This is a genomic window from Cellulosimicrobium sp. I38E (assembly GCF_001647255.1).
Taxonomy (GTDB): Bacteria; Actinomycetota; Actinomycetes; order Actinomycetales; family Cellulomonadaceae; genus Cellulosimicrobium; species Cellulosimicrobium cellulans_E.
In genome coordinates this window covers 11,955-37,827 of record NZ_LUAZ01000012.1, presented here as the reverse complement: position 1 = coordinate 37,827, position 25,873 = coordinate 11,955, and the positions used below count along the sequence as shown (strand labels likewise).

The following is a 25,873-nucleotide window of genomic DNA, read 5'->3' as shown; positions in this document are numbered from 1 at the left end:
ATGCGGTGCGAAATTCGACCCCATTCGACAATGTCGCCTCGAGCACCGGGAGCCAGCATGGCCGATGAGTTCTTCACCACTGCGCGGCGGACATTTGACCGCTCCACCGCGGCGCAGGCGGAGCTGCACCGCATGATCCCCGGCGGTGCCCATACGAACGCGCGCGGGTCCGACCAGTTCCCGGAGTACATGACCCCCGTGATCGTCCGTGGCGAGGGCGCGCGCGTGCTGGACCTCGACGGCAACTGGCTGGTCGAGTACGGGATGGGCGCCAAGGCGGTCACGCTGGGCTACGGGTACGAGCCGGTCGTGCGCGCCGTGTCCGCCGCCGCCGCCGACGGCCCCGGCTTCAGCAGACCGAGCGTCTGGGAGCTGCGCGCCGCCGAGACGTTCCTCGAGACGGTGCCGACGGCCGAGATGGTGAAGTTCGCGAAGAACGGCTCCGACGTGACCACGGCAGCCGTCAAGCTCGCGCGCGCCCACACCGGGCGTGACCTCGTCGCGGTCTGCCGCACCCAGCCGTTCTTCTCCGTGGACGACTGGTTCATGGCGACGACCGCGATGCCGAACGGGATCCCGCAGGCGGTCCGCGACCTGACGGTGACGTTCGCGTACAACGACCTCTCCTCGCTGCAGGCCCTGCTGGACGAGCACCCGGGCCGTATCGCGGCCGTGGTCCTCGAGCAGGCCACGGGCACGGTGGAGCCGGCTCCCGGGTTCCTCGAAGGGCTGCGTTCGCTCGCCGACGAGGACGGCTTCGTCCTCGTCTTCGACGAGATGATCACGGGCATGCGCTGGGCCGCGGGCGGGGCGCAGTCGGTGTACGGGGTCGTGCCGGACCTGTCGACCTGGGGCAAGGCCCTGGGCAACGGTTTCAGCGTCTCGGCTCTCGCCGGCAGGCGCGAGATCATGGAGCTCGGAGGGCTGGGCACAGACCGGTCGCGCGTGTTCCTGCTCTCCACCACCCACGGCGCCGAGACCACCGGCCTGGCGGCGTACGTCGCCGTCGCCGAGGCGTACCGCGAGCGGGACGTCGTCGGGATCATGGAGTCGCAGGGGTCGAGGCTGCGCGACGCCGTGCGCGACGCCGTCGCGGCGGCCGGCATGACGGACCACATCCCGGTCCTCGGACGGCCGTCCGCGCTCGTCTTCGGTTCCAAGGACGCCGAGGGAAGACCCTCGCAGGCCTACCGCACGCTCCTGCTGCAGGAGCTCATGCGCCGCGGGGTGCTCGGGCAGTCGCTCGTCATCTCCGCGGCGCACACCGACGACGACGTCGACGCGACCGCGGCCGCGTTCGCCGAGGCCGCCGCCGTGTACGCCAAGGCCGTCGCCGTCGGGACGACGGACGGCCTCCTGGAGGGACGGCCGGTCGCCCCGGCCATCCGTGACCTCGCCGCACCGCGGCGGCTGGGAGCATCATCATGAAGGTCGTGCTGTTCTGCGGAGGGCTCGGCATGCGCATCCGGGCCGACAACGACTCGGCGCCGAAGCCGATGACCACGATCGGCGACCGCCCGATCCTGTGGCACATCATGCGCTACTACGCGCACTTCGGGCACACCGACTTCATCCTGTGCCTCGGGCACGGGGCCAAGGCCGTCAAGGACTACTTCCTCGCATACCGGGAGACGGCCTACAACGACTTCGTGCTGTCCAAGGGCGGTGACCACGTCGAGCTCATGGGCTCGGACATCTCCGACTGGACGATCACGTTCGTCGACACAGGTCGCGAGACCGCGATCGGCGAACGCCTGCGGCGGGTCCGGCCCTACCTCGAGGGTGACGAGATCTTCCTCGCGAACTACGGCGACGGCGTGTCCGACGTCGACATGAACGACCAGATCGCGAAGCTCCCCGCCGATCACGTCGGGTCGCTGCTGGCGGTTCCTCCCCAGGACTCGTTCCACGTCGTCAACATCGACGCCGACGAGACGATGCGCGGCGTCGAAGCGGTCGCCGGGATGGACATGTGGATCAACGGCGGCTTCTTCGTGCTCCGTCAGGAGATCTTCGACTACATCCCCCCGGGCGGTGACCTGGTCATGGACGGCTGCGTGAAGGCCTCGGCCGAGGGCCGCTTCACGGCCCACCGGTACGACGGCTTCTGGGCGTGCATGGACACGCTCAAGGAGCGCGCCTACCTCGAGGAGCTGTGCGTGTCCGGCGAAGCCCCGTGGGAACTGTGGAAGCAGCGCGCGTGACCGCGACCAGGAGCACCGACGGACCGACCGTGCGGGTGGGGCTGTGGGGCGTCTTCGGCACGGGGAACTTCGGCAACGAGGCGACCCTGTCGGCCCTCCTGCAGCGGTTCGCCCCGGCCCCCCTCGTCCCGGTCGTGCTGTGCGAGCGTCCCGACGAGGCGCGAGCGAGGCACGGTGTCGAGGCCGTCGCCCTCGGTCCCGTCGTCGAGCGCTCCCGGGCGGGCCGCTGGGGGCGCCTGGTCGGGACGGCGCGCGACCGGGCCGGGCTGCTCGTCGGTGCCGTCCGCACGGTGCGGGACCTCGACGCCGTGGTCCTCGCGGGGACGGGGTGCTTCGAGCGGCTGGGCTCGGGCGCGTGGGGCGTCCCGTACGAGATCTGGGCGCTCTCGCTCGCCACGCGACTGCGCCGACGGCCGTTCGTCGTGCTCGACGTCGGCGCCGAGACGTCGCCGCGGGCGACCGCCCGGGCGTTCGTCCGGTCCGCGGCCCGCAGCGCTCGGTACCGGTCCTTCCGCGACGAGTCCTCGCGGTCGAGCATGGTCGCGATCGGCGCCGCCGCGCCGGACGACGTCGTCGCCACCGACCTCGCGTTCGGCCTCGACCTCCGCTCCGCGCCCCCGCCCGCCGCCGAGCGCTCGCTCGTGCTCGGTGTCATGGCCTACCGCGGCCGCGACGACAGCCAGGGCGCGGACCCGGAGGCGGCGTACCGTGCCCGCGTGCTGCGCCTCGTACGCCTGCTCGACGAGGCCGGGTGGCACGTGACGCTCGTCGGCGGTGACGACGTGGACCTCGGGTTCGCCCGGTCCCTCGAGGGTCTGCCCCCGCACGTCGCGGTCGTGGAGGCCCGGACGCCGGAGGAGCTCGTGGCCCTGACCGGTCGTGCGGTCGTCACCGTCGCCACGCGCTACCACTCGGTGATCATGTCGTTGCTCGCCGGGACGCCGGTCGTGTCGATCGGCTACGGCGAGAAGCACCGCGCGGTGCTCCTCCAGCTCGGCCTCGAGGACACCCACCGGGACGTCGAGACGTTCGACCCCGTCGAGGTCGTCGCGATGGTGGAGGACCAGGCGCGACGGCACGACGAGATCCGTGCACGGATCGCGAGCGGCGTGGCGGACGCCCGCGAGCGGCTCGACGCGCAGTGGCCCGCGGTCGAGGACGTGCTCCTGGCACGCAGGACGAGAAGGACGGTGGCTGCCTGATGCTGTTCCGTACGCCCGCGGACGGCGTGACCGTCCTGGCCCTGGGGGCGCACCCCGACGACATCGAGATCGGGTGCGGCGGCACGCTGCTGACGCTCGCGGCGACGGGCCGCGCCGAGATCGCCACGCTCGTCCTCACCGGGACGGACGACCGGGAGGCCGAGGCGCGGGCGGCCGCGCAGGCGTTCGGCGTCGGCTCCGGGCCGACGTTCGTCGGGCTGCCCGACGCGCGCCTGCCAGCGCACTGGTCGGCGGTCAAGGACGCGCTCCACGCGTTCCGGGAGGCCCATCCGGTGCCCGACCTCGTGCTGGCCCCCCGACCGGACGACGCCCACCAGGACCACGCGCTGCTCGGCCGCCTCGTCACGACCGTGTGGCGAGGGCCGACGATCCTCCACTACGAGATCCCCAAGTGGGACGGCGACCTCGCGCGGCCCACCGTGTACGTGCCGCTGGACCCGGCCGTCGTCGACCGAAAGATCACCCTCCTGGACCGTGTCTTTCCGAGCCAACGGACACGAGACTGGTGGGACGACGAGTTCTTCCGCAGCATCCTGCGGTTGCGCGGCGCCGAGGCCCGCACGCGCTACGCCGAGGGTTTCGTCGCGGACAAGATCGAGCTGGAGATCGTGTGATGACCGGACGACTGACCTTCGGGGTCCCCGTCTACGACGGGGAAGAGTACCTTCCCACCGCGCTGCGGTCGTTGCAGGAGCAGGATCTCGCGGACATCCGCATCGTCATCTCCGACAACGGATCCACCGACGGCACGCAGGAGATCTGCCGCGCCGCCGCGCGCGAGGACGACCGCGTCGAGTACCACCGCTACGACGAGAACCGCGGGGGGATCTGGAACTACCAGCACGTGCTCGATCTGGGGACCACGGAGTACTTCAGCTGGATGGCCGCCGACGACGTCAAGCTCCCGGGGTTCGCCTCACGGTGCCTCGAGACGCTCGAGGCGGCCGGACCCGGGTACGTCTTCGCCTGCCCGCGCACCCAGATCATCGACGCCGAGGGGGACGTCACGGAGGAGCTCCAGGACTCCGCCATGGGCCTCGATGCCGCCTCGCCGTCGGAGCGGGTCCGCAACTTCCTGCGCGCACAGGCCTCGCACGTCATGTACGGCGTCATCCGCCGGGACACCCTGCGCCGCACGCGAGGCATCACCTCCGTCCTGGGCGACGACATGGTGCTCGTCACCGAGCTCCTGTGCCACGGCCGCATGGCGCTCGAGCCTCAGCCGCTGTTCCAGCAGCGGCGGCACGAGGCTCAGGTGTCCGTGAACGGCGTGTCGAGCACGACCTGGTTCGCCCCGGGGACCCGGCCGTCCGCGTCCTTCGCGCAGACCCGGACGAACATCGGCCTCTACACCGGGGTGAACCACAGCCGGCTCGGGCTCGTCGAGTCCGCGCGGTGCTGGGGGGCGGTGACGACGTCGTGGGTCGCGCCGCGGTGGCGTGCCGTGCTGCGCGACGTCGCCAACGCCGTCGGCGTCAACACGGAGTTCGGACGCCGTCGGACGACGCGCGTCCCGGACGCCGGCTGACGGCGGCAGCGTCGGCGTGAGCGCTACCCTGCCCCGCCCGGAGAGGCACGGACGACCCGCGCTGAGCGTGCTGCGCGTCTCCCACAGCGCCGTCGTGACGGCGTGGCGCGAGCGTGAGCGCGCGCTGCGCCGCGACGGCGTCGACGTGCACCTCGTCTCGGCCCGCGCCTGGGACGAGGGCGGCGTGCGCGTCCCGCTCGAGCCGCTGCCGGGCGAGGTCGTCACGGGCGCAGGGACGCTCGGGACGCACCCGGCCCTCTTCCTCTACGACCCCCGCCCGTTGTGGCGCCTCCTCGGCGAGCGGTGGGACGTCCTGGACCTGCACGAGGAGCCGTTCGCGCTCGCGACCGCGCAGGTGCTGGCCCTGCGGTGGCTGCGCCGGGCGGTCGACGAGGTCCGCGGCCGCGCGCCGGGGCCCGCCGCGCCGTACGTGCTGTACTCGGCGCAGAACCTCGACAAGCGGTACCCCTGGCCGTTCCGGTGGTTCGAGCGGCGCACCCTGCGCGGGGCAGCCGCGGTGTCGGTGTGCAACGACGACGCGGGTCGCGTCGTGCGCCGCAAGGGTGCGCGGGGCGTCGTGGAGACGATCCCGCTGGGCGTCGACCCGGAGATCTTCCGTCCCTCCTCCGGACGCGGGCCGCGCACCGGTCGGGCCGTCGTCGGGTATGCGGGCCGTCTCGCCCCGCACAAGGGCGTCGACGTGCTGCTCGACGCCGTGGCGGCGGACGACCGCCTGGAGCTGCGCGTCGCAGGCGACGGGCCCGAGCGCGACGCGCTGCGCGCACGCGCCCGCCGGCTCGGCGACCGCGTGCGCTTCGTCGGGTCGCTCGACGAGGACGGTCTCGCCGACTTCTACCGCGGCCTCGACGTGCTGGCCGTCCCGTCGCGCGCGACCCCCGGCTGGGTCGAGCAGTTCGGGCGCGTCGCGGTCGAGGCGATGGCGTGCGGCGTCCCGGTCGTGGCGACCAGCACGGGCGCGCTGCCCGACGTCGTCGCGGACGCGGGCCTGCTGGTCCCGCCCGACGACCCGGGGTCGCTGCGCGACGCCCTCGTGCGGGTCGTCACCGACCCCGCGCTCGCCGCCACGCTGCGCGAGGCGGGCCTGCGCCGAGCCGCCGCGTGCACGTGGGAGGTCGTCGCGACGCGCTACCGGGACCTGTACGCGACCATCGCCGCGGGCAGAGAGGCCGCGTCGTCGGGGGCCGGCGCCGCATCGCGCCACGACCCCGAGGTGGTCCTCGTGGCGTACGGCGCGCCGGAGCTGGTCGAGAGCGCCCTCGCACCGCTCGCGGGCGCGGTGCCGATCACGGTCGTGGACAACTCGTCGCAGCCGCGGATCCGCGAGATCGTCGAGCGCGCGGGCGGCCGCTACCTCGACCCCGGGCGCAACGGCGGCTTCGCGGCCGGCGTCAACCACGCCCTCGCCCATCGGCAGGAGCCCGGGCGTGACGTCCTTCTGCTCAACCCGGACGCCGAGATCTCGCTCGACGACGTGCGCCACCTCGTGCGCACGCTGCACGCCGCGCCGCGGACCGCCAGCGTCGGGCCCTCCCAGGTCGACGGCGAGGGCAACCCGTCTCGCGTCGTCTGGCCCTACCCGTCGCCCCTCGCCACCTGGGTCGACGCGGTCGGCCTCGGGCGGCTGCGCGCGGCGCGGCCCGACCGCGGCTTCGTGGTGGGCTCCGTCCTCCTGCTGTCCGCCGACGCGCTCGCCGACGTCGGCGCGTTCGACGAGCGCTTCTTCCTGTACGCGGAGGAGACCGACTGGGCGTACCGCGCGAACCGGCGCGGGTGGCGCCACGTCGTCGACACGGGCGTCGTCGCCGTCCACCTGGGCGGCGCCACCAGCTCGGACCCCGCCCGGCGCGACACCCACTTCCACGCGTCCCAGGAGCACTTCCAGCGCAAGCACTACGGCACGGCCGCCTGGCAGGTCGCCCGCGCGGGGGCGGTGGTCGGCTCCGCCGCCCGGTCGCTCCTGCTGCGGGGCGAGGCACGCCAGAGCGCCGTGCGACGGCTCCGGCTCCACGTGCGCGGCCCCGCCGCCGCGGAGCTCCGCTACCGCACGCCGAGCACGACGTGATCCGCCGGCCGCTCGCGTGGGTCGCGGGGACGCTCGTCGTCGCCGCAGGGCTCGCGCTCGTCGGGTACCTCCTCCCGGCCTCCACCCCCTACGCGCTCGCGGGGGCCGCGGTCGTGCTCGTCGTCGGGCTGACGGCGTACGAGCCGGTCGCCCTGCCGGTCCTGGCGATGCCCGCGACGATCGTCGTCCAGCGCGTCGGTGGCGGTGGCGTGGACCTCACCCTGAGCGATCTCGCCGTGTTCGCCGCCTTCTGGGCGGCCCTCGTGCTCGCGCCACGGCCGTTCTCGGCGCCGATGCGCTCCCTGCTGTGGCTCACCGCCGTCTACCAGGTCTCCACGCTCTTCACGGTGATCGCCAACCCCTACCTCGCCAACACGGTCGAGTGGTTCCACGCGTGGTTGTCGACGGGCGGCGCGCTCGTCGTGGGGTGGGCCGTGGGGCGCGCGGGTCGCGCCCGCGTGGGGCTCACGCTGCTCATGGTGCCGTGCCTGCTCATCGCGGTCCTCACGTGCGTCGCCGCGCTCCAGAACCTCGCCGCCGGCTACGACGGCCCCGTGTACCTGAACTGGCCGTACGGGATGCACAAGAACTTCGTCGGCTGCGTGCTCGGCATCGCGGCCCTGGTCGGCTACGCCCGGCCCTGGTGGGTGGGCTGGCCACGCTGGTTCGCCCACCTGTCCTTCGTCCTGTGCTCGGTCGGTGTCCTCGCGTCCCAGGCGCGGCAGGCGCTCGTCGGGCTCGCCGTCGGCGTCATGGTCATCACGCTGCGGACCGACCCCGACCGCAAGCGCTCCAAGCTCATCCTCCTCGCCGCGATACCCGCCGTCTGGTTCGTGTGGCTCGCCGTCCAGGAGCAGCTCTCCGAGGCCAACCCGTTCAACTCGGCCAACCAGCGCCTCACCTGGTACCAGCAGGCCCTCGAGGTCTGGCGCAGCAGCCCGTGGTTCGGGGTGGGGCTGCGCTGGTGGACGGCCGGACGCACCCAGTACGGCTTCCAGCCACCCAACGCCGAGCTCGAGGTCCTGTCGTCGGCGGGGGTCGTCGGGCTCGTGGGCTTCGTCGTGCTGTTCCTCGGCAGCATGGTCGTGCTCTGGCGCATGAACCCGCGGTTCGGCACGCTCGCGCTCACCGTGCTCCTGTCGCGACTCGTCCAGGGCCAGTTCGACCTCTTCTGGTCCGCGATCGTGGTCACCCTGCCGTTCGCGGTCGTCGGGGTGTGCGTCGGGGCCGAGGCCTACGCCCGCTCGCGCGAGGCCTTCCGCTCCGGGCTCACGACGATCGACCCCGACGCGGCCCTGCCGTCGGTCCGCGAGATGGAGGCCGTCCGCCGATGAGGATCGTGCAGATCGTCCCGACCATCGGCCCCGGGACCGGGGTCGGCGCGGTCGCCCACCACCTGGAGCAGGAGTGGCGGCGCCTCGGCGTCGAGACCGCCCGCTTCACGATGGACGACGCCATGGGGTCCTGGCTCGGCGAGCCGGGGAGCGGCGTGCGCGGCCGGCTCGTGCTGGCCGCCCGGGTCGTCTGGTTCTCGACCGTCGGCACCACCCTGGCCCGACGGCGTCTCGCGCGCCTGGGCGACGTCGTCGGGGTGTGCCACAACGACGCGCTCGCGGGCGACGTCTACGTCAACCACGGCATCGTGCAGGTCGCGATGCGCTCGCGCGGCGCCTTCGCGCTGCGGATGCTCCGCAACCCCATGCACGTGTTCGTCGCGGCCCGCGACACGGTGCGCTACTCCGGCCGGACGCACCGCCTCGTGGTCGACCTCGTCGCCGCGGACGACGCCGCGCTGCGCCGCACCTACCCCCGGCTCCGGCCGCCCACGGTCGTCATCGGCAACGGCGTGGACGTCGACCGGTACAGGCCGCCGACCGCGGAGGCGCGGGCCGACGCACGGCGCGGCCTCGGGCTGACCGACGCCACGACGCACCTCCTCTTCCTCGGCCACGAGTACGAGCGCAAGGGCCTGCCGGTGGCCCTCGACGCGCTCGCGCGGCTCGGCGACGACGTGCACCTCTCCGTCGTGGGCGGGACCGCGTCGATGGTCGCCGCGCTGCGCGACGACGTGGCGAGCCGGGGGCTCGGGGAACGGGTCCACCTCCACGGGGCGCTCGAGGACCCGCGCCCGGTCCTCGCGGCCGCCGACGCCCTCGTCCTGCCGAGCGCGTACGAGTCGTTCGGGCTCGTGGTGCTCGAGGCGCTCGCGTCCGGCGTCCCGGTCGTCGCCACACCGGTCGGCTGCGTCCCGGACGTCGTGGTCGACGGCGTCACCGGCCACGTCGTGGCGGGCGACGCCGAGCAGGTCGCCGCCGCGGTGCGCGACCTCGCCGGGCGCGACCGGGCGGCGCTCGCGGAGGCCGCCCGGGCGGTCGCGCTCGAGCACTCGTGGGCCATCGTGGCCCGGCGCTACCTCGACATCCTGGAGACGCTCCCCGCCCGCCCGGCGCGGACCCGTGGCGGCCGGCGACCCGCGGGGGTCCGCGCGTGAGGATCGTGCACGCCGTCCGGTCCGACGGCTTCGCCGGTGTCGAGCGCCACGTCGCGACCTTGGCACGCGCCCAGGCCGGCCAGGGCGACGAGGTCGTCGTCGTGGGAGGCGACACCCCGCGGATGCGCGCGGCGACGGGCACTGCCCACCCGCTCCGGATCCTCCCCGGGGCGACGACGGCGCACGTGGTGCGCGCCCTCCTCGCCGTCGCGCCCGGCGCGGACGTGGTGCACGTGCACATGACGGCCGCCGAGACCGCGGCGTCCCTCGCGACGCTCGTGCGCCGCCGGGTCGGCCCCGTCGTGAGCACCCGCCACTTCGCCCGCCCGCGCGGCACCGGACGTCTGGGCCCGGTCGTCGCGGCGGTCGCGCGACGTCCCGTGGTCGCCCAGCTCGCGATCAGCCGGTCGGTCGCCGAGGCCGTCGACGGCCCCTGCACCGTGGTGCACCCCGGGGTGGAGGACCGCGGCCCGTCGCCTGCGGCTGCGGAGCGCGAGCCGGTCGTGCTGGTGGCGCAGCGCCTCGAGGAGGAGAAGCGCACGGACCTCGCGCTCCGCGCCTTCGCCGCCGCGCGCCTGGGCGACGCGGGATGGCGGCTCGACCTGGCGGGCGACGGCGCGCAGCGCGCACGCCTGGAGTCGCTCGCCGCGACGCTGGGCATCGGTGCGCACGTGCGGTTCCTCGGGCGACGCGACGACGTCGACGCGCTCATGCGCCGGGCGTCCCTGCTCCTGGCGCCGTGCCCCGTCGAGGGGCTCGGTCTCAGCGTGCTCGAGGCCATGGCGAGCGGTCTCCCCGTGGTGGCCGCGTCCGCGGGAGGCCACGTCGAGCTCCTCGACGGGCTCGACCCCGCGGCGCTCTACGACCCGCTCGACCCGGGCGCGGCGGGTGCCGCGCTCGCCGCGCTCGCCGCCGCCTCGGCGCGACGGGACGCGCTCGCGCGCGCTGCGCGCGAGCGCCAGACCGGGGAGTTCAGCACCGCCGCCTGGCTCGCCGGGACGACCGCGGCCTACCGCCGGGTGCTGGACGCATGACCGACCTGGTGGTGGTCTCGCTCGAGACCTGGGACACCGTGTGGCGGCGCAACCAGCACCTCGTCACCGAGCTGCTCCGGGGGGATCCCGCGCTCCGCGTGCTGTTCGTCGAGCCGGCGGCCGACCCGCTGTTCCAGCTGAGCCGGCAGCGCCGCCCGCGCCGTGGCCGGGGGCTGCGTGCCGGACCGCCCCTCGACGGCGTGGCGCCGGGCAGGCTGTCGCTGTTCGAGCCCACGAAGACGCTCCCGCGCCGGCTGGACCACCGGGTCGACGAACGTCTCGCCCGGGCGACGGAACGGGCTGTGCGCCGCCTCGGCATGCGCGCACCCGTCCTGTGGGTGAACGACCCCTCCGGCGCGCGCATGCTCGTACAGACGGACTGGCCCGCCCTGTACGACGTCACGGACGACTGGCTCGCCGCCGACCGCACCCCGGACGAGCACGACCGGCTCGTGGCGGACGAGGAGCTCCTGCTCGACCGCTGCGTCGAGGTCGTCGTCTGCTCCCCCGGCCTGGCGACGAGCAAGGGCGCCCGGCGCGACGTCGTCCTCGTCACCAACGGGGTGGACCTCGACCGCTACCGCGAGCCGCGGCACCGCCCCGTCGACCTGCCGGCCGGCCCCGTCGCGCTCTACCTCGGGACGGTCCATCCCGACCGCTTCGACCTCGACCTCCTCGAGCGCACGGCGCGGGAGCTCGCCGGGGAGGCGCGCGTGGTCCTCGTCGGCCCCGTCGTCGACGTCGACCGGGTGACGCTCGACCGCCTCGGAAGCGCGGGGGTGGTCGTGCTGGGCAGCCGTCCGTACGAGACCGTGCCCGCCTACCTCCAGCACGCGGACGCGCTCCTCGTCCCGCACGTCGTGTCGGCGTTCACGGAGAGCCTCGACCCGATCAAGGCCTACGAGTACCTCGCGGCCGGTCGTCCCGTCGTCTCGACGCCGGTGGCCGGGTTCCGCGACCTCGCCGGGCCCCAGGTGCGGGTGACGGACCGCGACGGCTTCCCGGCGGGTGTTCGCACGGTGCTGCGCGAGGGCCCGACGACCGCGGTCGCCCCGCCCGGGGTGCCCACGTGGCGGCACCAGGCCGCACTCATGGCCGACGTCGTCGCGCGCGTCGCCCGACGCGGCGCCACACCCCGGTGACCGCGTCCGCCGTCACACGCACCGAGAAGCGCTCCCGCACGTCCGCCCACGCTCTCGCCGCGCGCTCCTCGGCCTCGTCCGGACGGTCGACGACGTCCAGGACGGCGTCGGCCAGGGCCTCGACGTCACCCGGCGGGACGAGGACCCCGGTCGCGGCCCGCCCGCGGCCCACGATCTCGGGCACACCGCCCGCGTCCGTGGCGACCACGGGCACGCCACGGGCCATCGCCTCGACGACGACCTGGCCGAACGGCTCGGGCACGGGCGAGGCGTGCACGAGGACGGTCAGCCGGTCGAGCTCGACCGTCGGGTCCGGCACCGCGCCGACCCACCGGACCTGCGACGACACACCGAGGCTCACGGCCTCTGCCCGCACGGCGGCCTCGTAGTCGTCCTCCCCGAAGGTCGCCGCGCCCACGACCCGGAAGGTCGCCCCGGGGTGGCGCCGCAGGATGCGCGGGGCCGCGCGGACGAGCTCGCGCTGGCCCTTGGTCGGGCTGATCCGGCCGACGAGGCCGACGACGGGCGCCCCGTCGGGCCGGGGCCGGGGAGACACCCGCACCTGGCGGGCGTCGAGGCCGGGGCGGGCGACGGTCGACGGGCGCGGGAGCGTCGCCGCGGTCGCGGCGGAGTTCGTCACGAGCGCGGCGGGGAGCCACGACAGCGCACGCAGCAGCAGCACGAGGGACCGCGGGAGGTAGTCGGCCGCGACCCGGTCGTGGACGTGCCAGACCAGCGGGCGCCGCGCGAGCACGGCCGGCAGGAGGGCGAGGAGGTCCGCCTTGAGGGAGTTCGTGTGCACGACGTCGGGGTCGGCCGCCCGGATCTCGCGGTAGAGCACGTGCTGGAACCGCAGGGCCGCCCGCGCGCGACGCAGGTGTCCCCGACCGGCGGAGCCGATCTCCTCCCTCGACGCGCGGGCCAGCGCGGGGTCCAACGGAGCGACCCGCACGGGCACGCGGCGCGCGGCGAGCGCCGGGACGAGCGGGCCGTCGGCGAACAGGAGGACGCGCACGTCGACGTCGGCCGACACGGCGTCGCACAACCGGAGCAGGGCGAGCTCGGCCCCGCCCGCCTCCGCGGTGTGGTCGAGCGCCAGGACGCGCAGCCGCCGGGTCGGGTCCCGACCGCTCACCATCGGAAGGGTCGGTGCCGGATCCCCGAGGGCTCGCCGTCCACGGCCTCGGGCTGCTCGGGCACCGGCTCCTCGGACGCCGGGACCTTGGCCCACCGCGGCTCGAGGCGGCGCGGCGACGGAGCGCTCGACGGCGAGGGCGAGGGCGACGGCGACGGCGAGGGCGTCGCCTCCGGACCTGCGCTCGGCTCGGCCGTCGCGGGGGGCTCCTGGGCGGCGGGGACGTCGGGCTCCGACCTCGTCGCCCGCGTGGCCCTGGCCGTGGATCGCTCGGCCTCGACGGGCGCGTCGGTCGCCGCGTCCGCGTCGGCGGCGAAGACCGGGGCGTCCGCCCCGTACGAGGTGGCGTAGTGCATGCGCCGGTCGCCCTTGACCCCGGCGAGCGCGATGCCGACGAGGGGCACATGGTTGATGCGCAGCCGCTCGGCGGCCTCCTGGAGCACCGCCCGGTCGGTGCGCTCGAGGGACGCGACGAGGACCACGCCGTTCGCGTACCCGCCGAGGATCGTCGCGTCGGCCGCCGCGAGGACGGGCGGCGCGTCGACCACGACGATCGCCGCCTCGCCCTGGAGGCTCTCGACCAGACGACGCACCTGAGCGGTGGCGAGGAAGTCCGCGGGGTCCATCTCCTCGTCCTGCACGGGCATGAGACGCAGGTTGGGGATGCGCGTCGGCCGCAGCTCGGCGGAGGATCCCTCCCACCCCGCCGGCGCCGGGAGCAGCTCCGCCAGCTGCGGGCGCCGGAGGTCGCCGCACAGGACGATCGTGGGACGCCCGCTCAGCGCGAACGAGGCCGCGAGGTTCGCGGTGATGAACGCCCGCGGGGCGTGCGGGTCGGCGGCGGTGACCATGACGACGGCGTGCGGGACGTCCCCGAGCGAGACGCGCACCGCGGTCCGGAGCTCGCGCACCGACTCCGTGAACGGGGAGGCGTGGCGGCTCGAGACGGGCAGGTTGCCCGTCCTCCGGAAGTCCTTGTCGGCACCGCGGACGTCGTACAGCTCGGCGAGCACCGGGGTCTCCGCGAGGGCCGTGGCCTCCCCCGGTCCCCGGACCCGCAGGTCGAAGCCGCGCCGCGCGAACGCGAGGCCGACGCCCGCGAGCAGGCCGGTGAGGACAGCCAGTGCGAGCACGAGCAACGAGGGCATGCCGAGCGGGACGGCCGCGGTCGCCGGGTCGACGAGCACCGCGGGGCTCACGATCGACTCGAACGTGCTGCGGAGGGCGGAGATCGACTGGTACTGCTCGACGATCGTGTCGCGCTCGGCGAGGGCGAGCGGGTCGTCCGGGTCCGAGGCGAGCTCGCCCTGGATCGCGTCGAGCTGGGTCCGCAAGGCCTCGCGCCGCTCGTCGAGCGCCGCCACCTGCTCGTCGAGCACGGCCGGCAGGTGCGCGATGTAGGCCTGCGCCACGGTGTTGGCGCGTGCGGTCGCCTCCTCGGGCGTCCCCGCGCGCGCGACGACCGACATGGTCAGCGTGTCGGGGTTGTAGAACCCCTGGACCGCCCCCGCGAGCGACCGAGGGTCGACCCCGCCGAGCTCCGTCGCGGCGACCTCCATGACGGCCGGGAGCCGGACGATCTCCGGGTCGGTGTCCACCGTCACCGACGAGGCCTGCTGGTTGGCGCCCGGGACGGACTCTGCCGCCACCACCTGCACCGAGGCCGTGGCCTCGTAGACCGTGTCCTGCCGCTGGACGTAGAAGGCGGCGCCCGCCACGACGACCAGGACGGCCACGAGCACGTAGTACCGCCCCTGCCAGACCGTCCGGAGGAACTCCCTGATCGTCATCGGACCTGCCCTCCCCCACCGAGCGCCGAGGTCCCGGCGAGCTGTCCCGACACGACGTCGTGCAGCCGCTCGACGAACCGCTCCCGACCGAAGCCCGCGACGTGTCGCCTCACGGCGTTATCATCCCACGCGCGTCCCGCTGCGGCCTCGACGGCCGCGGCCACGAGGTCGGGCCGCGGCGCGTCGAAGAACACGCCGTTCACGCCGTCGGCCACCGTGTCGAGGTAGCCGCCGTCGCGCAGCACCACGCTCGGACGCCCGAACGCCCCGGCCTCGAGCGGCGACAGCCCGTAGTCCTCGTACGACGCGGCGACGAGGGCCGACGTGTTCCCGTAGACCCAGCGCAGCGTGGCGTCGTCGACGCGCCCGAGCAGGCGCACGCTCCCGCCCCCGCGAGCGGCCTGCGCCTCCAGCCGGGCTCGGTCCGGTCCGTCGCCGACGACGACGAGCTCTCGGCCGGTCGCGAGCGCGGCCTCGACGACGGCGTCGACGTTCTTGTAGGGCAGCAGGCGCGCCACGCACAGGAGGAAGCCGGGCTCCAGGCCGGGGACCGCGCGCTCCTCTCCGTCGGGCAGCATCGCGGGCGGCGGCGCGAGCACCTCCGCCTCGATGCCGTAGGCGTCCCGGATCGCGCGCTGCGTCACGGTCGAGTTGGCGAGGTAGACGTTCGCGCGCCGCGCGGCGGCGCCGTCCCAGCGGCGCAGGCCCGGTGAGAGGAGGCCGAGCGCCGTGGCCGCGGCCCGCCGTCGGGCGCGGTCCGCGAGAGAGCCGTCCGCCGGCCCCAGGTACCGGTCCCGCTGGTAGAGCCACCGGGCGGGCGCGTGGCAGTAGACGACGGTGCGTCCCGCCCCGCGGTAACCGTGGGCCCAGCCCGTGGAGGACGCGAGCAGGACGTCCGCCTCGACGCGCTGCCGGTCGACGGCGGGCGCCAGGAACGGGAGCGCGACCCGGTGGTGGCGCCGCAGGAGACCCGCCCGGTCGAGGGCGGACGTGCGCAGGTCGAGGGAGCCGAACTCGGGGAACGTGCCGACCGGGTCGTACAGCGTCGTGTACATCGGCGAGCCGGGGAACGCGTCGGCGAGCAGCAGCGCGACCCGCTCCGCGCCGCCACGCTGGGTCGCGTAGTCGTGCGCGAGCGCGACACCGTGGGTCATCGGTCCTCCCTCGCGAACGCAGGCATTCAGCCTAGGGTCGGAGGGACCGCCGGAGGTGGGGGACGAAGGGACCTCACCCGGGTGAAAACGGGCGTCCTGACGCGCCTGACGGCGCTACGCCTTCGTGTGGTACTTCCCCTGGGCGGCGAGCAGGCCGTCGGTGAGCAGCATCTCGACGGCGTCCGCGGCGTCGTCGAGCAGGAACGGGAGCTCCTTGGCCTCGGGGCCCTTGAAGTCCTTGAGCACGAAGTCGGCGGTGTCCTGCCGGCCCGGGGGACGTCCGACCCCCGCCCGCACCCGCACGTAGTCCTTGGTGCCGAGGGCCTTCGTGATGTCGCGCAGGCCGTTGTGGCCGCCCTCGCCGCCGCCGATCTTCAGCTTCACCGCGCCGAACGGGATGTCGACCTCGTCGTGGACCACGACGACGTGGTCCGGGTCGATCCCGTAGTACTTCGCGAGCCCGGACACCGGGCCGCCGGAGACGTTCATGTACGTCGTGGGCTTGGCCAGGACGACGCGCGGACCGGGCCGCCCGCCGGGCAGCATCCCGATGCGGGCCTCGGCGACGGCGGCCTGCGCCCGCGGGTGGCGCGCGAACCGGGCCGCGGCCCGCCCCGCGAGGACGTCGAGGACCATGTGGCCCAGGTTGTGGCGGTTGCCCGCGTACGTCGGCCCGGGGTTGCCGAGCCCGACGACGAGCCACGGCTGGTCGGTCATGTCGTCCCTCGTCCTTCGTCCGGGTCCCGCCCCGGGCGGCGCGCCGGTGGGAGGTCGTGCGGGTGGTGGTGCGGGTGGTGGTGCAGTCGTGGTGCGGGCGCACGGACGCCCGGCACCGTCACGGTACCGGGCGTCCGACGCGGGTCGTCGTGGCGTCAGCCGACGACGGGGAGGATCACTCCGCCGCGGCCTCGGCGGGGGCGGCCTCCTCGGCGGCCTCGTCCTCGGAGGCCTCGACCTTGGGCTCGCTGACGATGAGGACGTCGGCCGAGGCGTCCGTCACGAGGGTGACGCCCTCCGGCAGCGTGACGTCGCCCGCGTACACGACCGAGCCGGCCTCGAGACCCTCGACGGAGACCTCGATCGCGTCGGGCAGGCGCGTCGCGTCCGCCTCGACGACGAGGGTGAGCTGCTCGAGCAGGTGGATCGTGCCGGGGACCGACTCGCCCACGACGTGCACCGGCACCTCGACCTCGACCTTCTCGCCCTTCTTCACGATGAGCAGGTCGACGTGCTCGATGACGTTGCGGACCGGCTCGCGCTGGACGTCCTTGGCGATCGCGAGCTGGGCCTTGCCGTCGAGCTCGATCGAGAACAGCGCGTTCGAGTGCTTGAGCGCCATCATCGTCTCGTGACCCGGCAGGGTCACGTGCAGAGGGTCGGTGCCGTGGCCGTAGAGGACCGCGGGAATCTTGCCGGCACGGCGGACGCGGCGGGCGGCACCCTTGCCGAACTCGGTGCGGGCCTCGGCGGCGAGCTTGATCTCAGACACGTGGATCACTCCTGGAAGAACGTTGCGGGCCGGCCACCAGTGGGGAGCGGTCGGCTGTCCGGACGGTTGAGAGGGCCACCCGGACGGGCGGCTGCGTCGGCGCGGGACGTGTGACGGGCGCGCAGGAGGACGACCGCCCAGTCGATAACGGAGATCCAACAGGTCTGGCTGACACTCGCGGTCCCGCGCCGCCGGTGTGCTCACCGGTCCAGCGCTGCCGGCCGTCAGACGTCCCTCGCCGAGGCAACCTGACTACTGTACCCGGGCGGGACGGTGGGGCGAAACCCGCAGGTCGTCCGTCGTCAGCTCGTCGCCGCGGCCGTCGCCGCGACCGTGGCGCCGACGAGGATCACCGCGGTGACCTCCTCCACGTAGGCGCGCACCGCCTCGCTCGCCCAGCTCTGCCGCGCGATCTCCTTCGCACGCGCGTCGACGGCGCGACGGCGCGACCCGGACAGGTCGGCTCCGCCGTCGGCGACGGCCGGGGCTCCACGGCCGTCGCCCGCGGCCAGCACGCGGCCCGCCTGCCCGGTCGCGGCGAGGATCGCCACCAGGGCGGCGGTGCGCTGGTCCGGCGCGCCGCCGTCGACCAGGACGCGCCACAGGTCGGCGCGCACGCCGTCCTCGTGCCGGGTGTCGGCGGCAGGCCAGCGCGTGGTGGGGAAGATCCCGAGCACGCGCCCCTCCTCGCGGCGCAGGACGCCGCGCTCGGCGAGCGACCCGATCGCGCGGGACGCCGGCTTGAGCTTCGCGAGGGGCGCCACGAGCGCCTTGGGCGTCGACCCCTCGCGCGACCGCACGACGTCGAGAGCCTCGTCGAGCAGCGCGTTGCCCGTCGGGGACGGGTCCCGCACCACGATCCGGCCGACGCGCCCGCCGTCGCCGTCACCCGCGAGGTCGGCGCGACCCAGGAGCGCCAGCTCGACGAGGAGCGCGCCCGCGGCGACCTGCTCGCGGTACGAGGCGTCCACGACGGCCTTCCCGGTCACGTCGTCGAGCGTGAGCAGCAGGTAGTCCTCGAGGATGAGCATGGCCACCACGCTAGGGCGCGCCTCGGCCCAGGACCCCTGCCTTTTGTCACGAGCGTGCCGTGCGCCGCGCACGGTCGCGCGGAGCGGGTCGTCAGTCCGCGAGCTCCCAGCGCACCGTCACGCTCGCGCGGACCTCCTGCGTGCCGGGCTCGACGACGAGCGCGTCGCTCGCCGCCTTGGCCGCCATGAGGCGCGGCATCGGACCGGGCCCGCCCGCGTCCTCGCGGACCTCCACGACCGGGCCGAGCGAGCGTCCGGCCAGCCGCGCGTACTGCTCGGCGCGCGAGCGCGCGTCGGCGAACGCGGCGTCGCGCGCCGCCACGGCGAGCGGGCCGGGGTCGCCGACGGCGAGGCTCGTCGAGTCGAGGCGCGCGACGGGCCCGGCCGCGTCGAGCGCGGCGCGGACGATCTCCCCGCACGCCGCGACGTCGCGCACCGTCGCGCGCAGCGTGAGCCGCGCGGTCGTGCGCGGGCCGTCGTCGCGCTGCTCGGTCCACGTCGACGTCTGCGACGTGCGCACGTCCGCGGCGTCGACGCCCGCCGCGACGAGCGCGTCGCGCGCCGCGGCGAGCCCCGTGTTCGCGCGGTCGAGGGCCTCCTGGACGCCGGGCGCGCTCGACTCTGCGCCCAGCTCGACGACCGCGACGTCCGGCGCCGCGGTCACCGCCCCCTGTCCGGTGGTCGTCACTCCCGAGCCGCCCACGGCCCCTCCTGTCAGCTGTTGCCGTCGAAGAGCGAGGTGACCGACCCGTCGTCGAACACCTCGCGGATGGCGCGCGCCACGAGCGGCGCGATGGAGAGCACGGTGAGCTGCGGGAACTGCTTCTCCGCGGCGATGGGCAGCGTGTCCGTGATGACGACCTCGCTGGCCCCGCACTCCGAGAGGCGCTGCGCCGCCGGGTCGGACAGCACGCCGTGCGTCGCGGCCACGATGACCGACCGCGCACCCGCGGCGAGGATGACGCGCACCGCCTCGGCGATCGTGCCGCCGGTGTCGATGAGGTCGTCGACGAGCACGCAGTCGCGGCCCTCGACGTCGCCGACGACGCGGTTGGCAACGGCCTGGTTCGGGCGCGTGACGTCGCGCGTCTTGTGCACGAACGCGAGCGGCCCGCCACCGAGCTTCGCCGCCCACTGCTCGGCGACGCGGATGCGGCCGGCGTCGGGCGAGACGACCGTGACGTTCGACGTGTCGACGCGCGTGCGGACGTAGTCCGTGAGGATCGGCATCGCCCACAGGTGGTCGACGGGGCCGTCGAAGAAGCCCTGCGTCTGCGCGGCGTGCAGGTCGACGCTCATGAGGCGGTCGGCGCCCGCGGCGGTGAACAGGTCGGACATGAGGCGGGCCGAGATCGGCTCGCGGCCACGGTGCTTCTTGTCCTGGCGGGCGTAGCCGTAGAACGGCTGGACCACCGTGATGGTGCGGGCCGAGGCGCGCTTCGCGGCGTCGACCATGAGCAGCTGCTCCATGATCCACTGGTTGATCGGCGCGGTGTGGCTCTGGAGGATGAAGACGTCGGCGCCGCGCACCGACTCGCCGAACCGGACGTAGATCTCGCCGTTCGCGAAGTCGTACGCGGTCGTGGGCAGCAGGTCGATGCCCAGCTCCCGCGCGACGTCGTTGGCCAGCTCGGGGTGCGCGCGCCCCGAGGCGAGGACGAGGGACTTCTCCCCGTTTCCGGCGATCGTGCTGCTCATACCAGTGGGTTCCTTCGGTGGTGTTTCCGGGTGCGGGGTGGGTCTGAGGAGGTCTCGGCCGGACGCGGTCAGTCTGCCGTGGTCGCGGAGCGACCGCCACGCAGCGCCTCGAGCGTGTGCTCGAGCTCCGGGCCGGGCGGCGGCGGGGTCGGGCGCTCGGCGGTCGCCGCGGCGCTCTGGTCCGCGAGCTGCGCCTGGGCCTGCGCGCCGAGCGGCGGGGCCTCGGGGTCGCTCGCGCGCGCGGCGCCCGCGGCGTCGGCCGCGGCCGTGCCCGGGCGACGACGCTCGACCCAGCCCTCGATGTTGCGCTGCTGCCCGCCGCTCACGCCGAGCGCGCCCGCGGGCACGTCGCGGCGGATGACGGAGCCGGCCGCGGTGTAGGCACCGTCGCCGACGCTCACGGGGGCGACGAACATGTTGTCCGCGCCCGTCCGCGCGTGCGACCCGATCACCGTGCGGTGCTTGTGGACGCCGTCGTAGTTGACGGTGACCGACGCGGCGCCGATGTTCGTGTGCTCGCCGATCGTCGCGTCGCCCACGTAGGACAGGTGCGGGATCTTGGAACCCTCGCCGATCTCCGCGTTCTTCGTCTCGACGAACGTGCCGATCTTGCCCTTCGCGCCCAGCACGGTGCCCGGGCGCAGGTAGGCGAACGGCCCGACGGACGTCCCCGCGCCCAGCACCGCGAGGCTGCCGTGCGTGCGGGTCACCGTCGCGCCGGCGCCGACCTCGGTGTCCGTGAGCGTCGTGTCCGGACCGATCGTCGCGCCCTCGGCGACGACCGTCGCGCCGTGGAGCTGCGTGCCCGGGAGCAGGGTGACGTCACGCGCGAGCTCGACGTCGACGTCGACCCACGTGGTGGCCGGGTCGACGACGGTCACGCCCTCGCGCATCCAGTCCTCGAGGATCCGGCGGTTGAGCTCCGCGCGCAGCGTCGCGAGCTGCACGCGGTCGTTGACGCCCTCGACGATCGTCGGGTCCGCCGAGACGAGCGCGCGGACCGTGCCGCCCTCGGCGCGCGCTGCCGCGACGACGTCCGTGAGGTACACCTCGCCCTGCGCGTTGTCACGGCCGAGCGTGCCCAGCCCACGGCGCAGGACCGCGGCGTCGAACACGTAGATCGACGCGTTGATCTCACGGATCGCGCGCTCGTCGGCCGACGCGTCCTTGTGCTCGACGATGCGCTGCACGTCCCCCGAGCCGTCGCGCACGACGCGCCCGTAGCCCGTCGCGTCCTCGAGCTCCGTCGTCAGCATCGTCACCGCGTTGCCGTCCACGACGTGCGCGGCGAGGAGCTGGCCCAGCGTGCCGCCGTCGAGCAGGGGGGTGTCGCCCGCGGTCACGACCACGGGCCCCTCGAGCCCGTCGCCGGCACCGCGCCCCTCCTCGCCGTCGGGCACGCCGTGCAGGAGCGCCTGCGCGTGGGCCTTCGCGTCGAGCGCGGCGAGCGCGCACTGCACGGCCCGTCCCGTCCCGGGGATCTCGTCCTGGTCCACGACGACGGCGTCCGGGTCGACCGACACCGCGTGCTCGGCGACGCGGTCGCGCTCGTGCCGCACGACGACGGCGAGCAGCGCCGGGTCGAGCGAGCGCGCCGCGACGAGCACGTGCCCGAGCAGGCTGCGGCCCGCGAGCGTGTGCAGCATCTTGGGGGTGGACGACTTCATCCGCGTGCCCTCGCCTGCGGCGAGGACGATCACGGCAGCGGGGGCGACGGTCGAGTCGGTTCCCTGCTGAGCTTCCATGGGTGTTCCCCTCGGGATCGGTGGCACGAGCTCCGCCCCCAGGACTCGAACCTGGACCAAGGGCACCAAAAACCCTTGTGCTGCCGATTACACCAAGGCGGATCGGACCCGGCGACGGCTGTGCCCGTCACCTGCCCGTCGCCGTGCTCCGGTACGTCTCCCGGGCCACGGCGGGCGGGGTGGGTCCGGGAACAGTCTGCCAGGTCGGTCCCCGTGCCCGACGCCGGTCGTGCCCGTCTCGTCCCGTCCGCACCCTGGTCTCCGCCCACCGCGACAGTTGTCTGCGCCACACCCGCGCGCGAGCGCACGCGGGGCACAGCGGCGGGTGCACGGCATGATGGACCCCGTGGCCGAGCCCAGACGCACCCCCCGATCCCGCATGACCGCGAGCCAGCGGCGCGAGCAGCTGCTCGCGGTCAGCCGGCGGCTGTTCGCCGAGAAGGGGTTCGAGGGCACGAGCGTCGAGGAGATCGCCGCGCGCGCCGAGGTGTCCAAGCCCGTCGTGTACGAGCACTTCGGCGGCAAGGAGGGCATCTACGCCGTCGTCGTGGACCGCGAGGTGCAGGCGCTCACCGCGGCGCTGTCGGGAGCGCTCGACGAGGGCGGTCACCCGAAGGTCCTCCTCGAGCGCACCGCGCTCGCACTCCTGTCCTACATCGAGGCGTCCGAGGACGGGTTCCGCATCCTCGTGCGCGACTCCCCCGTCGCCCAGGCCACCGGCACGTTCTCGAGCCTCATCGGCGACGTCGCGACGCAGGTGGAGCACCTGCTGGCGAACCAGTTCCGCACGCGCGGGCTCGACCCCAAGGTCGCGCCCATCTACGCGCAGATGCTCGTCGGCATGGTCGCCCTCACCGGGCAGTACTGGCTCGACGCGCGCTCGCCCAAGAAGACCGAGGTCGCGGCGCACCTCGTCAACCTCGCGTGGAACGGCCTCGCGGACATGGAGAAGCGCCCGCACCTCATCACGACGCCCAGGTCGTGACGGCGTCCTGACGCGTCCGTCCACCGGTCGCCCCGGGAAACTTCCCAGAATCCGCGTCATGGGGCCAGGGCGGACCCGTCTCTCCTTGCGGAAGCACGAGACCGACGAAGCGGGGCACTTCATGCACGGGCACGACCGGTCCACCGACCGCACGCACGAGGACCGCCGGGACGAGATCCGTCCCACGGTCTGGGGGTACTCGACCTGGACGACGGCGCGCTGCCTCCAGGGCCCCGTCGCCGGAGCGCCGGACCGCATCGTCCAGCGCACCGACGTGCTCGTCCCCGGCCTGACGCCGCGCGAGCTCGACCGGGTGCGGCGCCACGCCGAGTGGCACGCGTCGGTCGACGACGTGCGCCTGGGGCTCGTCGCGGGCGTGGCGACGGCGCTCGCCGCGCTGCTCGTGGGGCACGCCCTGGCGCCCGTCGCCCTCGTCGTCGTCGCCGCGGTCCTCGGTGTCACGGCCGCCCTCCTGACGCACGCGCTCCTGCGGGTGGCCGGCCCCCGGCTCTCGCGCGTCGAGCGCCGGGCCCTGCGCGACGCCGTCGAGATCCGGCGCGTGCGCGTCGCCCCGCCCACGTCGGCGGGCATGCGCGTGCTCGTCGCGATGAGCGCCGTCGAGTCGATCTCCGGCCGCCTCGACGAGCACGAGGCCGCGCTCGCGCGCGAGCTCCTCTGGGTCGCGCTCGACGCCGTCCGGCGCGACGACGTCGCCGACGTCGACCACGCGACCGCCGCGATGCTCCGCCTCACGGTGCGCGCCGCGCGCTCTCCGCTGCCCCCGGTGCGCGACGAGCACCGCGGCTGAGCCCCGGTCGGAGGACGATCCTCCCCGCCGCCAGGGTCGGGCAGGACGTGACATCTGTCCCGTGCCCTGCGCACCGGCGCATGGTTGTGTGGGGCGCATGGCGACACTCGAGATCGACTCGCTGACCAAGACCTACGGCGACGTGCGCGCCCTGCGCGGGACGTCGTTCGACGTGCGCGCCGGGGAGATCTTCGGCTTCGTCGGCTCCAACGGGGCCGGCAAGACCACGACCATGCGCATCGTCCTCGGCGTGCTCGCCGCCGACGGCGGCGAGGTGCGGTGGGACGGCCGTCCGATCGACCTCGCGGCGCGACGCCGCATCGGGTACATGCCCGAGGAGCGCGGGCTCTACCCGCGCATGAAGGTGGGCGAGCAGCTCGTCTACCTCGCCCGGCTGCACGGGCTGTCCGCCGCTGACGCCTCCGCCGCGATGGAGCGGTGGACCACGACGCTCGGCGTCGAGGCGCGCCGCGGCGACGAGGTCCAGAAGCTCTCGCTCGGCAACCAGCAACGCGTCCAGCTCGCCGCGGCGCTCACCCACGACCCCGAGCTGCTCGTGCTCGACGAGCCGTTCAGCGGGCTCGACCCCGTCGCCGTCGACGTCATGAGCGGCGTCCTGCGCGACCGCGCCGAGGCGGGCGTCCCCGTCGTCTTCTCCTCGCACCAGCTCGACCTCGTGGAGCGCCTGTGCGACCGGGTCGGGATCATCAAGGACGGTGCGATGGTCGAGGTCGGCACGATCGACGAGCTCCGCCGGACCGAGACGGAGAGATGGGTCGTGGACGGGCCACCCGGGGCGGGCTGGATCGGCGCCGTGCCCGACGCGCGGGCGGTCAGCCTCGAGGGGTCGCGCACGGTCGTGGAGCTCACCCCAGGCGCCGGGGTCGCCGGCGACGGAGCCGTCGACGGGACCAGCGGTCGCGAGCAGGCCGTGCTGCGCGCGGCGCTCGCCGCCGGGCCGGTGCACGAGTTCTCGCTCGTGCGGCCGTCCCTCACCGAGCTGTACCGCGACGTCGTGAGCGCCGAGGAGAAGCCGGCCGCCGAGGCCGCCGAGACCGTGGAGGTGGGGGCATGAGCACGGGGACCTCGTTGACGTCCTGGGGCGCGATCCGCCTCGTCGCGGGCCGCGAGATCATGACACGGCTCCGCTCGAAGTCGTTCGTCTGGCTGACCGTCATCCTCGTCGGCGCGGTCGTGCTCGGCGGGGTCGTGCTCAACGCCGCGAGCTCGTCCGGGCCGACCGCCGAGCGCGTCGGCGTCACGCCGCAGACCGCGTCGCTCGCCGAGGCGATCGAGGCCACGGGCAGCACGCTCGGGACCGAGGTCGAGACCGTCGACGTCGCGGACGACGCTGCGGGCGAGGCCCAGGTGCGCGACGGCGACCTCGACGCGCTGGTGACCGGGACGGCCGACGCGCCGACCGTCGTCGTGGACACCGAGCTCTCGTCCGGCCTGACCGCCGTCTTCACGACCCTCGCGCAGCAGACCGCGCTGTCCGACGCCGTCGCGGACCTCGGCGGCGACCCCGCGCAGGTCGCGGGCGACATCGCGACGGCCGAGCCGACCGTCCGCACGATCGGCGAGCCCAGCGAGTTCGACCCGACGCGCTACGTCACCGGGCTCGTCACCGGGATCCTGCTCTTCATGGCCATCATGATCAGCGGCCAGCTCATCGCCCAGGGCGTCGTGGAGGAGAAGACGAGCAGGGTCGTCGAACTGCTGCTCTCGACGGTCCGCCCGTGGCAGCTCATGGCGGGGAAGGTGCTCGGCATCGGCCTCGTCGGACTGGGACAGGTCGCGCTCGTCGTGCTCGCGGGCGTCGGGACCGCGCTCGGCCTCGGTCTGGTCGACACGTCGACGATCGACCTCGGCGCCGCGGCCGTCTGGGCTCTCGTCTGGTTCGTCGTCGGGTTCGTCAGCTACGCGCTGCTGATGGCCGGCCTCGGCGCGCTCGTCTCGCGCCAGGAGGACGTCGGCGCCGTCACGACCCCCGTCACGTTCCTCATGATCGTGCCGTACATCGTGGGTGTCTCCGTCGCACCGTGGGCCCCGGACAACCCGCTCGTCGTGTGGCTGTCGTACGTCCCGCTGTGCTCGCCGCTCCTCATGCCCGTGCGCATCGCGCTCGGCAGCGCCGAGACCTGGGAGGCGCTGCTCGCCCTGGGCCTCTCCCTCGCCGTCATCCCGGTGCTCGTCTGGCTCGCGGCGAAGATCTACTCCAACGCGGTCCTGCGCACCGGCGCCCGCGTCAAGCTCAAGGACGCCCTGCGCACCGCCTGACCCGGCGCCACGCGAGAGAGAACCGGGGTCGCGCGAGGTAGCCGTGGTCGCGC

At 74.6% G+C, this 25,873-nt stretch carries 23 protein-coding genes and 1 tRNA gene; 14 read left to right on the top strand and 10 right to left on the bottom strand.

Annotated elements, in window-relative coordinates; genetic code table 11:
• Positions 1 to 57 precede the first annotated feature (57 nt).
• Genes A0J59_RS03450 through A0J59_RS03405 form a run of 10 tightly spaced genes read left to right on the top strand, consistent with a single transcriptional unit; the run spans position 58 to position 11,705 of the window.
• Positions 58 to 1,428, top strand: a complete 1,371-nt coding sequence (locus tag A0J59_RS03450; RefSeq protein ID WP_064315235.1) for a glutamate-1-semialdehyde 2,1-aminomutase — start codon at positions 58 to 60, stop codon at positions 1,426 to 1,428.
• Positions 1,425 to 2,204, top strand: coding sequence for a glucose-1-phosphate cytidylyltransferase (locus A0J59_RS03445; RefSeq protein WP_053370139.1), 780 nt, complete (start codon positions 1,425 to 1,427; stop codon positions 2,202 to 2,204). The genes A0J59_RS03450 and A0J59_RS03445 overlap by 4 nt, the downstream gene beginning before the upstream one ends.
• Positions 2,201 to 3,406, top strand: coding sequence for a polysaccharide pyruvyl transferase family protein (locus tag A0J59_RS03440; RefSeq protein WP_064315234.1), 1,206 nt, complete (start codon positions 2,201 to 2,203; stop codon positions 3,404 to 3,406). The genes A0J59_RS03445 and A0J59_RS03440 overlap by 4 nt, the downstream gene beginning before the upstream one ends.
• Positions 3,406 to 4,041 (top strand): PIG-L deacetylase family protein, encoded by a 636-nt coding sequence (locus A0J59_RS03435; RefSeq protein WP_064315233.1) that lies wholly within the window; start codon positions 3,406 to 3,408, stop codon positions 4,039 to 4,041. The genes A0J59_RS03440 and A0J59_RS03435 overlap by 1 nt, the downstream gene beginning before the upstream one ends.
• Positions 4,041 to 4,955 carry a glycosyltransferase family A protein gene (locus A0J59_RS03430; protein WP_053370142.1) on the top strand — a complete coding sequence of 305 codons (915 nt, stop codon included), beginning with the start codon at positions 4,041 to 4,043 and terminating at the stop codon, positions 4,953 to 4,955. Before A0J59_RS03435 ends, A0J59_RS03430 begins: the two co-directional genes overlap by 1 nt.
• A 16-nt stretch (positions 4,956 to 4,971) precedes the next feature.
• The gene (locus tag A0J59_RS03425) at positions 4,972 to 7,038 is read left to right on the top strand and encodes a glycosyltransferase (protein ID WP_255364951.1); all 2,067 of its coding nucleotides are present in this window, start codon (positions 4,972 to 4,974) and stop codon (positions 7,036 to 7,038) included.
• Positions 7,035 to 8,372 carry an O-antigen ligase gene (locus A0J59_RS03420; protein WP_053370143.1) on the top strand — a complete coding sequence of 446 codons (1,338 nt, stop codon included), beginning with the start codon at positions 7,035 to 7,037 and terminating at the stop codon, positions 8,370 to 8,372. The genes A0J59_RS03425 and A0J59_RS03420 overlap by 4 nt, the downstream gene beginning before the upstream one ends.
• Positions 8,369 to 9,529 carry a glycosyltransferase family 4 protein gene (locus A0J59_RS03415; RefSeq protein WP_064315232.1) on the top strand — a complete coding sequence of 387 codons (1,161 nt, stop codon included), beginning with the start codon at positions 8,369 to 8,371 and terminating at the stop codon, positions 9,527 to 9,529. The genes A0J59_RS03420 and A0J59_RS03415 overlap by 4 nt, the downstream gene beginning before the upstream one ends.
• On the top strand, positions 9,526 to 10,563 hold the full coding sequence (locus A0J59_RS03410) for a glycosyltransferase (protein ID WP_064315231.1): 1,038 nt from the start codon (positions 9,526 to 9,528) through the stop codon (positions 10,561 to 10,563). The genes A0J59_RS03415 and A0J59_RS03410 overlap by 4 nt, the downstream gene beginning before the upstream one ends.
• Positions 10,560 to 11,705 carry a glycosyltransferase gene (locus A0J59_RS03405; RefSeq protein ID WP_053370146.1) on the top strand — a complete coding sequence of 382 codons (1,146 nt, stop codon included), beginning with the start codon at positions 10,560 to 10,562 and terminating at the stop codon, positions 11,703 to 11,705. Before A0J59_RS03410 ends, A0J59_RS03405 begins: the two co-directional genes overlap by 4 nt.
• On the opposite strand, the gene A0J59_RS03400 is transcribed toward A0J59_RS03405, so the two are convergent.
• From A0J59_RS03400 to A0J59_RS03355, 10 genes are all read right to left on the bottom strand, one after another.
• On the bottom strand, positions 11,653 to 12,840 hold the full coding sequence (locus A0J59_RS03400) for a glycosyltransferase family 4 protein (protein WP_172820003.1): 1,188 nt from the start codon (positions 12,838 to 12,840) through the stop codon (positions 11,653 to 11,655). The two genes, A0J59_RS03405 and A0J59_RS03400, sit on opposite strands and share 53 nt — an antisense overlap.
• On the bottom strand, positions 12,837 to 14,630 hold the full coding sequence (locus tag A0J59_RS03395; protein WP_064315229.1) for a tyrosine-protein kinase family protein: 1,794 nt from the start codon (positions 14,628 to 14,630) through the stop codon (positions 12,837 to 12,839). Before A0J59_RS03395 ends, A0J59_RS03400 begins: the two co-directional genes overlap by 4 nt.
• Positions 14,627 to 15,784, bottom strand: coding sequence for a glycosyltransferase (locus A0J59_RS03390; RefSeq protein ID WP_064315228.1), 1,158 nt, complete (start codon positions 15,782 to 15,784; stop codon positions 14,627 to 14,629). Before A0J59_RS03390 ends, A0J59_RS03395 begins: the two co-directional genes overlap by 4 nt.
• Positions 15,785 to 15,898: 114 nt before the next feature.
• On the bottom strand, positions 15,899 to 16,501 hold the full coding sequence (gene pth / locus A0J59_RS03385; protein WP_047234594.1) for an aminoacyl-tRNA hydrolase: 603 nt from the start codon (positions 16,499 to 16,501) through the stop codon (positions 15,899 to 15,901).
• A gap of 175 nt (positions 16,502 to 16,676) precedes the next feature.
• Entirely contained in the window at positions 16,677 to 17,273 is a 597-nt protein-coding gene (locus A0J59_RS03380; protein WP_053370295.1) for a 50S ribosomal protein L25/general stress protein Ctc, read from the bottom strand.
• Between the two features lie 302 nt (positions 17,274 to 17,575).
• Positions 17,576 to 18,304: a GPP34 family phosphoprotein gene (locus A0J59_RS03375; RefSeq protein WP_064315253.1), complete on the bottom strand. Its 729-nt coding sequence runs from the start codon at positions 18,302 to 18,304 to the stop codon at positions 17,576 to 17,578.
• Between the two features lie 91 nt (positions 18,305 to 18,395).
• Positions 18,396 to 19,007 carry an SIMPL domain-containing protein gene (locus tag A0J59_RS03370; protein ID WP_255364946.1) on the bottom strand — a complete coding sequence of 204 codons (612 nt, stop codon included), beginning with the start codon at positions 19,005 to 19,007 and terminating at the stop codon, positions 18,396 to 18,398.
• A gap of 11 nt (positions 19,008 to 19,018) precedes the next feature.
• The gene (locus A0J59_RS03365) at positions 19,019 to 20,002 is read right to left on the bottom strand and encodes a ribose-phosphate diphosphokinase (RefSeq protein WP_047234374.1); all 984 of its coding nucleotides are present in this window, start codon (positions 20,000 to 20,002) and stop codon (positions 19,019 to 19,021) included.
• A gap of 68 nt (positions 20,003 to 20,070) precedes the next feature.
• On the bottom strand, positions 20,071 to 21,747 hold the full coding sequence (gene glmU, locus A0J59_RS03360; RefSeq protein WP_047234375.1) for a bifunctional UDP-N-acetylglucosamine diphosphorylase/glucosamine-1-phosphate N-acetyltransferase GlmU: 1,677 nt from the start codon (positions 21,745 to 21,747) through the stop codon (positions 20,071 to 20,073).
• Positions 21,748 to 21,777: 30 nt separating this feature from the next.
• Positions 21,778 to 21,849: transfer RNA gene (locus tag A0J59_RS03355), tRNA-Gln, on the bottom strand.
• A gap of 277 nt (positions 21,850 to 22,126) precedes the next feature.
• On the opposite strand from A0J59_RS03355, the gene A0J59_RS03350 reads away from it, so the two are divergent.
• From A0J59_RS03350 to A0J59_RS03335, 4 genes are all read left to right on the top strand, one after another.
• Positions 22,127 to 22,732: a TetR/AcrR family transcriptional regulator gene (locus A0J59_RS03350; protein WP_047234376.1), complete on the top strand. Its 606-nt coding sequence runs from the start codon at positions 22,127 to 22,129 to the stop codon at positions 22,730 to 22,732.
• Positions 22,733 to 22,853: 121 nt separating this feature from the next.
• On the top strand, positions 22,854 to 23,540 hold the full coding sequence (locus A0J59_RS03345; RefSeq protein ID WP_064315227.1) for a hypothetical protein: 687 nt from the start codon (positions 22,854 to 22,856) through the stop codon (positions 23,538 to 23,540).
• A 97-nt stretch (positions 23,541 to 23,637) separates the two neighbouring features.
• Complete coding sequence (locus tag A0J59_RS03340; protein WP_064315226.1) at positions 23,638 to 24,615, top strand: ABC transporter ATP-binding protein; 978 nt, start codon at positions 23,638 to 23,640, stop codon at positions 24,613 to 24,615.
• Positions 24,612 to 25,820 (top strand): ABC transporter permease, encoded by a 1,209-nt coding sequence (locus tag A0J59_RS03335; RefSeq protein ID WP_064315225.1) that lies wholly within the window; start codon positions 24,612 to 24,614, stop codon positions 25,818 to 25,820. The genes A0J59_RS03340 and A0J59_RS03335 overlap by 4 nt, the downstream gene beginning before the upstream one ends.
• The last annotated feature ends 53 nt before the right edge of the window (positions 25,821 to 25,873 follow it).

What these genes read in the sequence shown, in the direction of transcription:
- A0J59_RS03415 (WP_064315232.1), top strand. Translation starts at nt 8,369, where the DNA reads ATGAGGATCGTGCAGATCGTCCCGACCATCGGCCCCGGGACCGGGGTC.
- pth (WP_047234594.1), bottom strand. Translation starts at nt 16,501, where the DNA reads ATGACCGACCAGCCGTGGCTCGTCGTCGGGCTCGGCAACCCCGGGCCG.
- A0J59_RS03365 (WP_047234374.1), bottom strand. Translation starts at nt 20,002, where the DNA reads ATGAGCAGCACGATCGCCGGAAACGGGGAGAAGTCCCTCGTCCTCGCC.
- A0J59_RS03395 (WP_064315229.1), bottom strand. Translation starts at nt 14,630, where the DNA reads ATGACGATCAGGGAGTTCCTCCGGACGGTCTGGCAGGGGCGGTACTAC.
- A0J59_RS03350 (WP_047234376.1), top strand. Translation starts at nt 22,127, where the DNA reads ATGACCGCGAGCCAGCGGCGCGAGCAGCTGCTCGCGGTCAGCCGGCGG.
- A0J59_RS03345 (WP_064315227.1), top strand. Translation starts at nt 22,854, where the DNA reads ATGCACGGGCACGACCGGTCCACCGACCGCACGCACGAGGACCGCCGG.
- A0J59_RS03450 (WP_064315235.1), top strand. Translation starts at nt 58, where the DNA reads ATGGCCGATGAGTTCTTCACCACTGCGCGGCGGACATTTGACCGCTCC.
- A0J59_RS03335 (WP_064315225.1), top strand. Translation starts at nt 24,612, where the DNA reads ATGAGCACGGGGACCTCGTTGACGTCCTGGGGCGCGATCCGCCTCGTC.
- A0J59_RS03445 (WP_053370139.1), top strand. Translation starts at nt 1,425, where the DNA reads ATGAAGGTCGTGCTGTTCTGCGGAGGGCTCGGCATGCGCATCCGGGCC.
- glmU (WP_047234375.1), bottom strand. Translation starts at nt 21,747, where the DNA reads ATGGAAGCTCAGCAGGGAACCGACTCGACCGTCGCCCCCGCTGCCGTG.
- A0J59_RS03435 (WP_064315233.1), top strand. Translation starts at nt 3,406, where the DNA reads ATGCTGTTCCGTACGCCCGCGGACGGCGTGACCGTCCTGGCCCTGGGG.
- A0J59_RS03390 (WP_064315228.1), bottom strand. Translation starts at nt 15,784, where the DNA reads ATGACCCACGGTGTCGCGCTCGCGCACGACTACGCGACCCAGCGTGGC.
- A0J59_RS03405 (WP_053370146.1), top strand. Translation starts at nt 10,560, where the DNA reads ATGACCGACCTGGTGGTGGTCTCGCTCGAGACCTGGGACACCGTGTGG.
- A0J59_RS03430 (WP_053370142.1), top strand. Translation starts at nt 4,041, where the DNA reads ATGACCGGACGACTGACCTTCGGGGTCCCCGTCTACGACGGGGAAGAG.
- A0J59_RS03340 (WP_064315226.1), top strand. Translation starts at nt 23,638, where the DNA reads ATGGCGACACTCGAGATCGACTCGCTGACCAAGACCTACGGCGACGTG.
- A0J59_RS03375 (WP_064315253.1), bottom strand. Translation starts at nt 18,304, where the DNA reads ATGCTCATCCTCGAGGACTACCTGCTGCTCACGCTCGACGACGTGACC.